Source organism: Vagococcus vulneris (genome assembly GCF_003950515.1).
Lineage (GTDB): Bacteria > Bacillota > Bacilli > Lactobacillales > Vagococcaceae > Vagococcus > Vagococcus vulneris.
In genome coordinates this window covers 1-13,279 of record NZ_NGJS01000011.1, presented here as the reverse complement: position 1 = coordinate 13,279, position 13,279 = coordinate 1, and the positions used below count along the sequence as shown (strand labels likewise).

Annotated in this window: 12 protein-coding genes; 11 read left to right on the top strand and 1 reads right to left on the bottom strand. The window is 35.2% G+C overall.

From position 1 onward, the window contains the following. Window positions 1-9: 9 nt before the first annotated feature. The 11 genes from CBF37_RS08070 to CBF37_RS11865 all read left to right on the top strand — a co-directional run bounded on the left by CBF37_RS08070 (window position 10) and on the right by CBF37_RS11865 (window position 12,059). Entirely contained in the window at window positions 10-546 is a 537-nt protein-coding gene (locus CBF37_RS08070; protein WP_125984240.1) for a phage major tail protein, TP901-1 family, read from the top strand. Further along, window positions 546-878, top strand: a complete 333-nt coding sequence (locus CBF37_RS08065; protein ID WP_125984239.1) for a segregation and condensation protein B — start codon at window positions 546-548, stop codon at window positions 876-878. Before CBF37_RS08070 ends, CBF37_RS08065 begins: the two co-directional genes overlap by 1 nt. Before the next feature lie 38 nt (window positions 879-916). Continuing rightward, window positions 917-1,315, top strand: coding sequence for a phenylalanine racemase (locus CBF37_RS08060; protein WP_240626690.1), 399 nt, complete (start codon window positions 917-919; stop codon window positions 1,313-1,315). Beyond that, the gene (locus tag CBF37_RS08055; RefSeq protein WP_125984238.1) at window positions 1,315-4,347 is read left to right on the top strand and encodes a phage tail tape measure protein; all 3,033 of its coding nucleotides are present in this window, start codon (window positions 1,315-1,317) and stop codon (window positions 4,345-4,347) included. The genes CBF37_RS08060 and CBF37_RS08055 overlap by 1 nt, the downstream gene beginning before the upstream one ends. Before the next feature lie 11 nt (window positions 4,348-4,358). Next, complete coding sequence (locus CBF37_RS08050; RefSeq protein ID WP_125984237.1) at window positions 4,359-5,210, top strand: phage tail family protein; 852 nt, start codon at window positions 4,359-4,361, stop codon at window positions 5,208-5,210. Between the two features lie 16 nt (window positions 5,211-5,226). Then, window positions 5,227-7,158 carry a phage tail protein gene (locus tag CBF37_RS08045; RefSeq protein WP_125984236.1) on the top strand — a complete coding sequence of 644 codons (1,932 nt, stop codon included), beginning with the start codon at window positions 5,227-5,229 and terminating at the stop codon, window positions 7,156-7,158. Window positions 7,159-7,176: 18 nt separating this feature from the next. Continuing rightward, window positions 7,177-9,705, top strand: a complete 2,529-nt coding sequence (locus tag CBF37_RS08040) for a serine hydrolase (protein ID WP_125984235.1) — start codon at window positions 7,177-7,179, stop codon at window positions 9,703-9,705. A gap of 262 nt (window positions 9,706-9,967) precedes the next feature. After that, complete coding sequence (locus tag CBF37_RS08035; RefSeq protein WP_125984234.1) at window positions 9,968-10,246, top strand: hypothetical protein; 279 nt, start codon at window positions 9,968-9,970, stop codon at window positions 10,244-10,246. A 13-nt stretch (window positions 10,247-10,259) separates the two neighbouring features. Then, window positions 10,260-10,589, top strand: a complete 330-nt coding sequence (locus tag CBF37_RS08030) for a phage holin, LLH family (RefSeq protein ID WP_165866669.1) — start codon at window positions 10,260-10,262, stop codon at window positions 10,587-10,589. 55 nt (window positions 10,590-10,644) lie between these two features. Then, window positions 10,645-11,409, top strand: a complete 765-nt coding sequence (locus CBF37_RS08025) for an N-acetylmuramoyl-L-alanine amidase (protein WP_125984232.1) — start codon at window positions 10,645-10,647, stop codon at window positions 11,407-11,409. A 521-nt stretch (window positions 11,410-11,930) separates the two neighbouring features. Then, the gene (locus CBF37_RS11865; RefSeq protein ID WP_276309145.1) at window positions 11,931-12,059 is read left to right on the top strand and encodes a hypothetical protein; all 129 of its coding nucleotides are present in this window, start codon (window positions 11,931-11,933) and stop codon (window positions 12,057-12,059) included. 340 nt (window positions 12,060-12,399) lie between these two features. Here the strand turns inward: CBF37_RS11865 and CBF37_RS08015 are convergent, their stop codons facing one another. Then, window positions 12,400-13,251 carry an IS3 family transposase gene (locus tag CBF37_RS08015; protein WP_276309147.1) on the bottom strand — a complete coding sequence of 284 codons (852 nt, stop codon included), beginning with the start codon at window positions 13,249-13,251 and terminating at the stop codon, window positions 12,400-12,402. Window positions 13,252-13,279: the final 28 nt, after the last annotated feature.

Sequence of the window (13,279 nt, the reverse complement as noted above, 5' to 3'; positions counted from 1 at the left end):
GGAAACAAGATGGCAGGAGAAAATAAAGAAACAGGTGTACAAGCAGCAACAGCTTTTGAAAATAACTTATATTGCGATTTCACTGCTTCAGCAGCTAAAGCGATAGCTGGAAAAGATATTATTTTAGCAATTTTTAATTCAACAGGTGATAAATTATTGGCGATTGCCGGACAACAAGGGTTAACGATTAATCGCTCTAAAGACTCAATTGAAATCACCTCAAAAGATACTCAAGGGGGATGGAAATCTAAAATCGGTGGCATGAAAGAGTGGTCAATCGATAACGATGGACTGTATGTGTCAGGTGATGAGTCACATAAAGAGTTATCCAAATATTTTGATGGTGATGATCCAGTATGTATCAAAGTATTAAATATGAAAGATAAAAAGGGCATGTTTGGTGGCTTAGCAATCGTAACAGACTATTCATTTGAAGCACCATTCGATGATGCAATGACTTATTCTATTAAGCTCGATGGCATGGGTGCTTTAGTTGATTTAGAAGGAAAAGAAGAAGCAAATAAACTACCAGAAGGGGCTAAATAATGATAGAAGAAACAGGGTTAGAAACAGGCCAATTTGAAGTAAATGGAACAGTGTATGAACTGCGTTATAATTTACAAAAAATCAAAACAATTGAAATGGTTACCAAAAAAAGCATTAGTGCTGAAGTGGTGCAAAATAACGGAATCTTACCAATTCAACTGATGGAATCATTGTTCTCATTTGGATTAGTGACGGCTAATGATTTAAAAGTTGTTCCTCAATCTAAAGCTACTGCAATGTTTGAACCATTTATTAACGAAAATGGTGCAATTACAGTTAATAATATGATCGTGGAGAAACTTCAAGAGGATGCAGGTTTTTTATTCCGTTAGAACTCATTGATTATGAGTATTGGGAAAGTAGTCCAGATATGTCGCCAGAATCCACAAAAAAATATAAGTTAGCAAAGCCTTATCAAGATGACATTGATTTGGCTTTTTTTGTGGTCAATTTTGGTTACACGAAATCAGATTATATGGCATTAACTGAAACGGAAAAAGCGTTCATACGTAAGGAGTATGAGCGAAAAACGATCAATGATGCGACATATCTACGTGACGCTGTGTTCAATGCAGTTAGTAATGCGATGCGTAAGAAAAACGCTAAGTTTCAAGAGCTATTCAAGAAAAAACAAGCAAAAGCTGATATTGAATTTAATGAAAATGCCATGTCAGTTGTCTTGGAAGTTGAAGAAAGAGACGGAAAAGATTGGGTTAAACAAATTTATAAAGCTAATGGCTTAATGAAGCCAAGAAGGGAGGGTGATTAATGGCTGATTATACATTAAGCGCTCGAATTACTGGTGATGGCTCTAGTTTTAATAAAATGATTGATGGTGCTAAAAGTAAAATGGATGAGCTTTCAAGTAAAGTGTCATCTACAGGTCAAAGTATTACTAATTTTAGTGCTAAAACAGCAGCAGTTGGAGCGGGATTGACAGCTGGAATCACTGCTCCTTTCTTAAAGGCAGTTAAATCTACGGCTAGCTTTGAACAATCAATAAACAAAGCCGCATTAGTTGCTGATGGTTCTAGGAATAATATTGATAACTTGAAGAAAGCATCTTTAGAAATGGCAGCACAATTTCCGGTAGATGCTCAACAGGTGTCTGATGCAATGTTAGAAATGGCAGCTAAGGGTTACAATACAACTCAAATTATTGATATGATGCCTGGTGTTTTATCCTCTGCAGCTGCTAGTGGTGAGGATTTAGCAATCGTATCTGATACAGTGTCCGCTGCGATTAATGGATTTGGTTTAGAAGCTAAAGATGCTTCAAACGTGGCAGACTTACTTACTGGAGCAGCAAACGCTTCGGCTGCCGGAGTTGGGGATATGGGGACAGTATTCAAATACGCAGCGCCTGCTGCCCATAACTTAGGTATTGGCATGGATCAATTAGCAACTGCATCAGGTATTATGATGAATAAGGGTCTTGAAGCCAGTCAAGTTGGTACAACTATGCGTATGGCCTTTCAAAGATTAGCAGCTCCAACTGATGCAGCCACTAAACTTATGAATGAACTAGGCTTTTCTGCTATTGATTCAAGTGGTAATTTCAAAGACATGCGAAGTATTATAGATGAATTAGGAACGTCATTGAAGAACTACACTCCGGCACAACAACAAGCAGCATTAGCTACTATTTTTGGTACTGAATCGGCTAGTGGTATGGGGATGTTACTCGCTGAAGGTGCCGACGGATATGACAAAATGAGTCAAGCTATAAAAGATAGTAGCGATGCCGGGAAAATGGCTAGTGAAATGCAAAAGACTCTAGGAGCTTCCATTGAAACAATGATGGGTAGTGGGGATGCGCTGGTTAAATCTATTTTAGGTACTCAGACGCCAGCTTTATCTCAATTAGCACAAACAGTTGGGGGATTATTAGATAAATTCAATAATATGTCAGATGGGACTAAGTCAACAATTGCTACTGTAGTTGCTTTAGCAGCTGCGATAGGTCCTTTGCTAATTGTTTTAGGAACATTAGGAGCGGGACTTGGTGCAGTAATTAGTGGATTAGGGTTCCTAATTAGTCCAATTGGTTTAGTGGTAGCCGCTATTGTCGGGTTAGGCGTAGCGTTTGGTGGTGCAATGATTAAGAGCGAATCTTTCAGAAATACAGTAACTAACGCTTTTCAAAGTGTTGTGGCAACAGTTCAAGGGTTTGCTCAACAAGTCATGCCAGCTTTGCAAGCTTTTGGGTCTAAAGTAGGTCCAATGTTATCAGCCGGTATTCAAGCAGCTATTCCAATTGTTCAAACGGCATTAAGTGGCATTGGCACTGCATTTCAATCTGTTATGCAATATCTACAACCTGTATTTCAAACGATTGGTGGAATTATTCAAGCGATAATACCAAGTATTCAATCGTTTGCTAGTGAATTAGGAAGTAAGTTTCAAGCTAGTACTAGTGGAACTGGCGGAGTGATTACATCAATAATTATGGCTATTATGGGTATTAACCCAGTCATTAAGATACTAATAGGTGCATTTAGATTGTTTGGACCACAAATAGTAGCATTAGCACAACAACTAGGGCCAATGTTAGTTCAGACATTTAGTACAATTGGTGGTGCTATTATGCAATTAGCAAGCTCAGCTATTCCGTTAGTTATGACGGCATTTCAAACGTTACTTCCAGTTGTTATGCAGGTAGGTCAATTATTTATGTCTACTTTATCGCAAGTTTTACCAATTATTTTGGGCTTGTTTAATCAATTAGTTCCAATTATTGTTTCCTTAGCGCAATCGTTCATGCAAGTTTTAGCTCAAATAATGCCTTTAATCGCTCAGTTGGTTAGTGCTCTAATTCCAGTGATTCAAACAATAATAACAGTAATAATGAATGTTGTAACAGCTATAGCACCAGCTCTAATCGCTATTATCCAAGCAATTGTCACCATTATCCAAGCCATGCTTCCAATCATAGGAAGTATTGTTAATGTGGTAATTAGTGTTGTTACTGCAGTAATCGCAGCTTTAAATCCGATAATTGCCATTGTTGGAGCAATAATCTCAAATGTTATGGCCATTATATCGCCTATTGTCGCTTTTATTGCTGGAATTATAACTGCGATTGTTAGTGCTATTCAACCAATCGTCCAAACAATAGCAGGTATTTTTAATACAGTGTTTACAATTATTGTAGGTGTATGGAATCGTGTTACTGAAATAACAGGGACGGTTTTTAATACTATTGGAACTATAGTAGCAACTATATCTGCTGTATTTTCATCTGTATTTAATAAGGTATTTGGAATTGTATCAGATATTATGAATAAAGTAGGCAGTGTTATTTCTAATGTGTTTAGTGGCATCCAAAACGCTTGGTCAGGACTTACAGGATTTGTAGGTGGTGTGTTCGACGGCATATCTTCAGCAGTCGATTCTTTGGTAAGTAGCGTAAAAAGCGTTGTAAATGGTGTCATTGGCGGTGTCAATTCTGCAATTGGTATTATTAATAAAATACCTGGAGTATCAATTGGTGAAATTAGCTATCTTCAATCGGGGACGACTAATTGGCAAGGCGGTTTCGCTCGAATGAATGAAGGTGGTCGTGGAGAAATGGTTCTACTACCTTCTGGAAGTCAAGTGATACCACATGATGCAAGTATGAAATATGCTAAAGAATCAGCTAAACGGAATAGCAATATGCAAATATTTGATTATTCTGATAAGAAAGAAACAAAGCAGCCAGTAAATATCTACATTCAAAATGAAGGTGATGCTGATTGGTTGAGAACATATGTGAATACTGAAAATGCTTTGGATGACTCGGTAAAAATATTTAGATAGGAGGCTAGATAATGGATGTCATGATAAATAATTCCTTTAAATTAAGTGAAATAGATGTGATTGTTCAGGATTTTCTAGTCTCATCTATTGATAAAGAAGTTTATTCTAAACGCATTGAAGGAAATAACAGAACATTAGATTTCGGAGCAGATGATACTAAACGAAGTATCACTGTTCCGTTTTATTTTTATCCTAAATATATTTATGATGTGGGGCTAATTCGTGATGAAATATTTGATAAAGTAACCGGTAATCAAGCATTTTGGATAAGAGAAATGCGAGATAACGGAACTGGTAATGAATTATTTTCAGGTAAACAATATCAAGTCAGATTAAAAGATGTGATTGAAGTAGATCAGACCTATAAATTGGGTCAAGGTGTTATGAAGTTTGAAACGGTTGAACTTCCTTATGGTATATCAGTTGCTACAACTCAAACTATTCAAGTTAAAGGCTTATTTAACGACGACAGTTGGTCTTATGGCATGGGTCTTGAAACAGTAGATGATTCTGAATTGAAATATAGCTTTACTGGTAAAACATTCCGAGTGTTCAACGCCGGTAATGTTGAAATACACCCATTTGAAAGTTATTTAAAAATAATCATGAGTAGCATTCAAGCGACAAGCGACAGAGTAAGCCTAGCTAATCGAACTAATAACAGTCGAATAGATATCAACCGAAAACCGTTAAGTAGTGAAACTTGGCAATTTGATGGACCAGTAATAACTTGTAATTCGCTAAACTCAACAAAAGATACATCAAAAAAATTTATTAGTTTGGTACCTGGTTGGAATCAAATTGAATTAGAAGGTGCGACATCAGCTAATGCTAGTTTTGATTTTAATTTCTTGTATCGATAGGAGGTATGTAGTGTAGATGTACGTTAGAAGTATAGAAGGTAAAGAATATCCACTCATGTCTACATACACTGTAGATGATGAAATTAATGGAAATATAAGTATTGCCATGGATATCGTGGCCAATAAACCTAACTCAGTGTTCATCGAAGAGTTAAGTGAGTTCTGGGAATTGGTAGATGATGACGATGAAGTTTATCGAATCGTTTATTGTAAAAAACAAGGATTTGGTAATAATCAATTTAAAACAATACGTGCGATTCCTAAACTTTACGATATCATGGATTCGACACGAATTTACCAACGTTTTGATGGTTCATATTCTGTCGCACAATTATTTGAAGCAGTTTTTGAACCAACAGACTATGATTATACGTTAGTTGGCTCTTGGAATAATATCCGTGTTCAAGGGTACGGTGACGGTGAAACCTGCTTAGCCATGTTTCAAAAAGTATTAGAACGGATTAAAGCAGAGTTTACATTCACTGGTAAAGTGGTAACTATTCGAGAAAAAATTGGAACTGATAAAGATGTCATGTACCGATATCGTTTGAATGCTAGTAACATCAGCCATGAAGTGGACGGACAAGAGTTTTATACCTTTGAACGTGGATATGGTGACTTTGAAGACGAGGGAGAAACAGGATGGCAAAAAGCCAAACTCATACGAGAGTATACCAGTCCCTTAGCTAAAATTATTGGTAAGCGTGAAGGACCACCTATTAAAAATGGGACAATCAAACATGCTGACACAATGGATAGAAATTTAAAAGCACTGGTTGATAATTCTATCAAGATATCTGTTACAGCTGACTTAGTTGATTTAAGAAAGAAGAACTACCCTTACGCAGTGACTAATCTAGGTGATACCGTATGGCTAATAGATGAACGGATTCAACTTGAAGAACAAGTCAGAGTTGTTAAACGTTCTATCAAGTATGATTGGCGAGGAAATATTTTAGATTTACAGTTTACTTTTGGAAGTCAAGGAATCGTTGATCGGTATAACGGTAAGTTAAGCAATGCAGTTAACACGATTAACGATATTCTAGCCGGTAAAACTAAGTTGCCATTTAGCGCTATGTCAAATGAGATACAGATAGTGACTAAGATACTTAAAAACGTTCAAACACAGCTTAAGGTTGATGAGAATGGAAGTATACTAGCAATTAATAAGAAAGACCCGAATCAGCTAGTAATTTTTAATGCTGCCGGATTGGGAGTGTCAGATGACGGCGGCAAGACATTCAAAAGTGCGATTACAGGTCGTGGTATCTATGGCGATGTGATTATTGCGAACACGATTAAAGTCGATGCATTGGAAGCTAATTGGGTTCAAGTCGGATTTAATAAGTATTCAGATAATATAGAAATTTTTGGTGATAGATTTGATTTCTATGATAGCAAACATCAGTTAACAGCGACTATCAATGCTGACGGTCATAGTTTTTACAATGGAAAACGATTTATTGGTGGTATTGGCGAGACAGCGAAGTCTGATAATTTGGATGTCGTCGGATTAGCTTTGAGTTTAGGCATGGAAGGTGACTACATGACTTTGCAAACGAAAACGAACGCAGAAGAACCTTATTGGTCTATGCTGACAGTTGATCCACGAGGAAAATATGCTGGAAGAAAAGGTATCTACACAGATTTACCTCTTTACATGAACGGTGACATCGGCATGAGAGGAAGCAGTGGGCGTTTGCTAAGTTTTGACACTGTTAATTACAATGGCAGTCCGTATCCGTCTTTAGTGACAGATGATGGTCGTGTCGGCATCCTATTTGGAACTGGCTATTTATATTTTATGTACAATAGTACAGTTTGGTCTTTTACTGATGTCGTCAAAGCAATCGACATAGCTAATGCCTTAAAAGGTAAATCTGTTGTTTATGATCTAAAAGACACAGGAAATGGTGGAATGTCATGGAGTTATGTGAATTTGTAAAAGGGGAGTGATAAGTAAATGGCAAGGAAAATTATAGGAAGCAACTGGAATCGAAAGAGTCAAGATGCACACAATGAAAATTATAAAGAGTTGTATGAAGGAGTCGATGAAGTTAAGGGTACTGCAACTCAATTAACTGAAGATTTAAAAACAACTAAAGAAGATGTCGATGAGCGAGTTAAATCAGCAGAAGAAAAGGCTGAAGATGCAAAGTTAAACCCTGTTATCAAAGATAATAGCGTTACGATTAACAAATTAGATTTTTTAACTTCTGAAAACTTATTTGATGAATCGAAAGTCATTGAAAAATTAAATATTAATATCGAAACGGGTAAAGTTGAAAATCATGAAGAATTTGAATTGCTGAGCAATTTCAATATATTTGAGGAAGGTATGGGTCTTGTAAGTAATAATAATTTCAACTACGCGATTTATGATGATGATTTAAACGTTTTAAAATTTGGGACTCAAACTAGTAATGAAGAGCTAAAAAATGCTGTTAAAAACAGCAAATACATTCGGATGGCTTTTAGATTAACATCAAAAAACCATATCGTTAAATATTCAAAATTATTTGAAGCAACTTTTAAAAGTGATTCAGCAGCTAACAATATTAGTTCTTTGGAAACAAAAAACGCTAGAAATAGTATCGTTGGGAATGAGTTTGTTGATCTGCCAGACAAGCTAGATTTCATTGAGAAAACCACTTCTAAAGAAGGAAGTAAAAATTTGTTTCCTAATCCACTGTTTAAAGGGAGATTTTTGACTAATGTTTATGAGGTAGATACTACTGAAATACCTCAGCGCTCTAAACTAAGTGAAGGGTATCGTTTAGAAATAAATGGAACTAAGTCTGCTTACTTGAAATACATTATTCAGCTAGAAAAAAACAAAGAGTATTACCTTCGTTCAAATTTAACAATCAGCAAATACACCAGTGGACAGTTAGGAATTGAAATGGTTTTAAGTAATAATTCAATCAACCTTTCCAGGAATTCTGTTGGTACGGAAATTAAGAGTACAACGTTTGTTAACATTGGAGAATCTAAAGCAAATTTAATCGTGGGAGCATTTAGTCAAGCCAACCTAAGTGGGCATATTAGCTATCCAGTTTTAGTTAACATGACTGATACAGGTTTATCTAAAAGTCAGTTAGATGCGATGACTTTTGAGGACATTCAATTGTTAGGCACTATCAGACAAGATATCAAATCATTAAATCAAGCACCCGTCTTTTTATCAGCCAAAAATGAAGTTCAAAATAGCGAATTAAACGGGACTGATTATTGGGTTAAAAATGCCGGTACACCAGAGATAGTGACTGTTGAAGGCATAAATATGGTCAAAGCGTTTTCGAGTGGGTCCTCTCAATTTCTGCAAACTTTAGCGTTAGCTAATAAAAAATATTATGTTAGTTGCGAAGTTAAATGCGATAGATTTATTAAAGGATTTTTAGGCTTAAAATTTGAAACACTGGATATGAAAACAGATATTTCAATCGCTACAACTAAAGTAACTAACGAATTTGAAAAAGTATCTCGTATCATTGATTTAACAAAATCGCCAAACACTAATATCAAACTTTTTGCTGGTAGCTTTATAAGCGCTGACTTAGATGGATATGTTAAAAACATTCAAATGATAAATTTAACTGAAACATTTGGCAATAATATTCCGTCAAAAGATTATTTAGACAGGATAATCTTTACAAAAAAAGACGAAAGCCAATCAAAATATGAAGTGGATAACCAAACAGCAACCAAAAATTTTATTACAGCAATGAACAGAAAAGCTAAATTATTAGGCATGGCTAACAGTACATTCACTAACCCATCGGGCTTAGAAGACGATAACCATAAGTCAACTGCTCATGATATGTCTTTAGTGTTAAAAGATACACTAAACTATCCTGATTTACTGAAAGCGTGGGGAGTAAAAAAATATACGTTTGACATTATTGGAGCTAACAAAAGGGAAATGTCTATCGTATCAACCGTTCAAAGCGCCGAATTAGAAAAATCTTACACCATTTTAGGCGGTAAAACAGGGACTAATGATGATATAAATTGTTTAGTTTTATTCGTACAAGACAAAGAAAACGGAGATATTTACTTTGGTAGCTTGCTAGGAACTGTTGGTGATCGATTTATGGTGTTTAAGCAACTGGCAGACTCAATAAAGAATAGCAAAGGCGAAGATACTAGCGTTCTATGTACATCGACTTGGGGAACTAAACTAGATTCTAATTACCAATTATTCAACAACATTAAAACACTGCCTAAATCATTCAAAAATCCTGACCAGAAATTAAGACCAGCGTCGACTACTAAAGTATTGACAGCTTTGACGGCATTAGATGTATCAACTGATATGTCTGAGATAATTGAGATCAAGCAGGTCGATATCGCTAGAGGTAGTGGTCCAGCGTTTCAATCTGGCGATATTATTACATTTAAGGACGCTTTGCATTTAATGATGTTGCCTTCGTCTAACACTACAGCCAATGCAGTTTGTCGTCATTTTGGAGCTAAGATTCGATTAAAATAACATTGCTATAAAAGACATATTCTTGTATCCTAATAAATAGAAAGGGGTTATATTTTGAAAAGGGATGCTAGAATTGATTTGTTTGCAACGCGATTCATTACATTGATTTGTATTCTTTCAATATCAAGTCAAAAATTTAATAAAGAGACACTAATTAATAAATAACATTAATTTAACAACTACACACAAGTAGTTGTTTTTATTTTGCCCTGAAAGGTGGCGATGCTGCTATCAATTAATTCTGAAGAAAGGAGAAGTGATTATGTTAAAAATCGAATATGCCGTTCTATTCGGAGTGATTGGGATGTTTGCAACAATTATTGGACTATGGAAAGCATTGAAAAAAGATACGTCAGAAGAGACTGCCAACATGACCAATTTAAAGTCTGATTTAAAAAATATCAGTGATAACGTCAAAAATATTGCTAGCGATACAAAAGAAATTAGGATTGAAAATAAAGAAATTAGAGAGCGATTGGTCAGAGTAGAAGTTCATAACGAACAGACTGAAGCGCGACTAAAAAAACTAGAAAGAAATTAAAGGAGTGATGTATATGAACGGATTACAAGATGCAGTGATTAACTTGTTAGCTATATTAATTACAGGAGCAGTGACAGTGTTAAGTGCAAAGACAACAGCCTATTTTAAACAGAAAGGAATGTTGGACTTACTGAAGACAAAACAAGATACTGTTAAGATTGCAGTCAATGCAGCTGAACAAATCTACAAAGTGGAAGATGGACAAGTTCGATATGACAAAGCCAAAATACGAGCGGTTCAGATGTTGAACGAGCAACAGATTCCAATTACTGATGTTGAATTAGATAGCTTAATCGAAGCTGCAGTAATCGGCATGAAGCAAGGATACGAACAAAATAAATAAAACCTAGTCCTCAAACTGAGGGCTATTTTTTTATTAAATTTCAGGAGGTAATATTATGGGATATTCAGTAGACAAACGATTTATGTTAGCAGCTAACGAAGGAGATAGTCGTAAAGCACAGAATTACTTCATCATCTGCCACGAGACGGCAAACAGTCGCGCTACAGGCGAAAATGAAGCAACATATATGAAACGAGCTTGGCGTAATGCTTACACAACTCACATTGTTGGTGATGGTAAGGTATATTTAATCGGTGAACCTGGTTATGTTAGCTGGGGAGCATTAGATGCCAATCCATACGCACCGGCACAAATTGAGTTGCAACATACGCTTGATAAGAATCTATTTAAGAAGAACTACGCAATCTACATCGAGCTAATCAGAGACTTATGTAATCAGTTTGGTATTCCTAAGCAGTTAGACGCAAGCGGTAAATGGACTAAAGGAGTTAAATCTCATGAATGGTGTAGCTACAATTTTGGTGGTGACCACACGGACCCATTCGGATATCTAGCTAAGATGGGTGTTAGCCGTCAACAATTCGCTAAAGATGTAGCTAATGGAGTATCAGGAGGAGGGAGTACAGTGAAAGTTAGAGACGATTATTATTCAGAAGGCAGTTACTTTGAAGCGTTGCAAGATTTACAAACGTACTATCCAGACTGGAAAAATGTTGATAAAACTGTGCTATTGAAAAAAGGTACTAGATTCCCTGTTCGGAACATTCAAGTTACTCCAGCAGGAACAACGCATGCTTATGTTGCCGGTTTAACTGGAACGGTAGTCACGTTAGCTAAGTCACACGTTAAACGAGTATAGAGTAAAAGTAGAGTAAAGCATAGTAATGTAGAGTAATCAATAAGCCTAGTCCGTTTCGGATTAGGCTTATTTTTTGTGATTTGAATGAACTGCTGTACACATTTAAAAAAAGTAATAGAACACTTTTTGAAAGGGGGCAAAAAAGGGGCAAAAAACATTAATTATTAAAGAATCATTGAATGATTAATAACTAATGAATGCAACGTAAAAACTTTAATAATATATCTTTAGCAACTCATTAAATAACTAATTAAGATGATAAATCTACACGCGCATTACATGGTAAAGCAGCTAGAATTAAAGAAGTTCGCCGTTAATAACTTATTAACAAAGAACATTGAGAAGTCCATTTTATTGGGCTTCTTTTTTTATAACTTGAATTATTAAAATAGTTGACATGTGGACAATAAAGAAAGAGTTAGAACGGAAAATCATTCTCAATTAAAGAAAGTAGGTTAGTGATAATGGAAGAGTATTAAGGTACTGGTAAAATTGGATATCTTTTCCAATCAGAAAAACAAATGGTAGCTAAACTTGTGATAGAGGTCGCTAAAGAAATTCCTGTCATTATTCCACCTTATACTATAGTCGTTGTGCCGTTAAATGGGAAAATTATCTTTTATGGTGACAAATTTCAAGAGATAATTTAACTAGGAATTATTGTTAGAATGGAATCGAATGGAGATCATAGTCTAAAGTCCTTAGAAGATAGTGAGTTAATAGTGGTTAAATCACAACTTGTTAAGTAGACAGGTTGTTTTTTTATAAAGCTTATTTTATTCGTATTTTCATATTATTGTCTATTGAGCTTGTAATTATGACAAAAATGATGAGCGTCTTGTAGTTAAGGGATAGTCATTAGTAATAGTCATATCTTGATTTGAATCATATGATAGTACTCATTAGATATTGCTAATAAAATTAGTGGCGAGTATATAAAAAAACCGCTACCGGGACTGAACCGCTAAAATGAGACAGTAATAAAAACACCTATGCGATTACTTTTTTCCGATAATCAATCGGAGATAAGTAATCGTATTTTTGTTGAATTTTTTCTTTATTATAATAGTTGATGAAATTTTGTACAGTTTCAATTACACTAGTTGTAGAGCTTCCAAGCGAGAACGTTTCAGCCTTTAGGATGGAGTGAAACGATTCTATTGGAGCATTATCTGCAGGGGTCCCTTTTCGGGACATACTTCTGGTAATGCTCTTTTCTTTTGTTGCTTGATAATAAGCGTATGAGGTATAAACAGAACCTTGATCAGAATGAAGCACACACTTATCAGAGAGAATAGGTAATTGATTTAAGGTATCCAAAACACAAGCAATGTCTTGTTTTTCACTTATTGTATAAGAAAGTATTTCTCCATTAAATAAATCCATAATACTAGAAAGATATAGTCTTTTAGGACCATAATCAAGATAAGTAATATCTGTTGTAAGTTTTTCTAGTGGCTTACTTGAACTGAAGTCTCTATCAATCACGTTAGAGATTTTAAAATTAATAGAACCAGGACGTTTTGCTTTCTTTATTTTCACCTTACAATTCCATCCATATTTTTGCATAATACGCTGAACAACTTTATGATTAACTTTTATCTTTTTGCGAAGTAAAAAAGTGATTTTTCGATAGCCATAAGTAAACTTGTTTTCTTTACACAGCTGCTGAATCATTTTAATTCGATTATCGTCAACATATTTCTTCTTAGACCAACGATAGTAAGTACTCCTAGCTACCCTAAAATAGTTACATAACCATGTTATAGATAGTTTTCCTTTATAAGAATCAACTAAATTTAAGAATACTTCTTTTTCCACATCCTTTCCAACTCCTTGTATTTTTTTAAAACATCAATCTCCTGTTTCA

Bases quoted from the DNA above. Each gene is read 5' to 3' on its own strand.
- CBF37_RS11865 (WP_276309145.1), top strand. From the start codon at position 11,931: ATGGTAGCTAAACTTGTGATAGAGGTCGCTAAAGAAATTCCTGTCATT.
- CBF37_RS08065 (WP_125984239.1), top strand. From the start codon at position 546: ATGATAGAAGAAACAGGGTTAGAAACAGGCCAATTTGAAGTAAATGGA.
- CBF37_RS08035 (WP_125984234.1), top strand. From the start codon at position 9,968: ATGTTAAAAATCGAATATGCCGTTCTATTCGGAGTGATTGGGATGTTT.
- CBF37_RS08040 (WP_125984235.1), top strand. From the start codon at position 7,177: ATGGCAAGGAAAATTATAGGAAGCAACTGGAATCGAAAGAGTCAAGAT.
- CBF37_RS08060 (WP_240626690.1), top strand. From the start codon at position 917: ATGTCGCCAGAATCCACAAAAAAATATAAGTTAGCAAAGCCTTATCAA.
- CBF37_RS08045 (WP_125984236.1), top strand. From the start codon at position 5,227: ATGTACGTTAGAAGTATAGAAGGTAAAGAATATCCACTCATGTCTACA.
- CBF37_RS08070 (WP_125984240.1), top strand. From the start codon at position 10: ATGGCAGGAGAAAATAAAGAAACAGGTGTACAAGCAGCAACAGCTTTT.
- CBF37_RS08055 (WP_125984238.1), top strand. From the start codon at position 1,315: ATGGCTGATTATACATTAAGCGCTCGAATTACTGGTGATGGCTCTAGT.
- CBF37_RS08025 (WP_125984232.1), top strand. From the start codon at position 10,645: ATGGGATATTCAGTAGACAAACGATTTATGTTAGCAGCTAACGAAGGA.
- CBF37_RS08050 (WP_125984237.1), top strand. From the start codon at position 4,359: ATGGATGTCATGATAAATAATTCCTTTAAATTAAGTGAAATAGATGTG.
- CBF37_RS08030 (WP_165866669.1), top strand. From the start codon at position 10,260: ATGAACGGATTACAAGATGCAGTGATTAACTTGTTAGCTATATTAATT.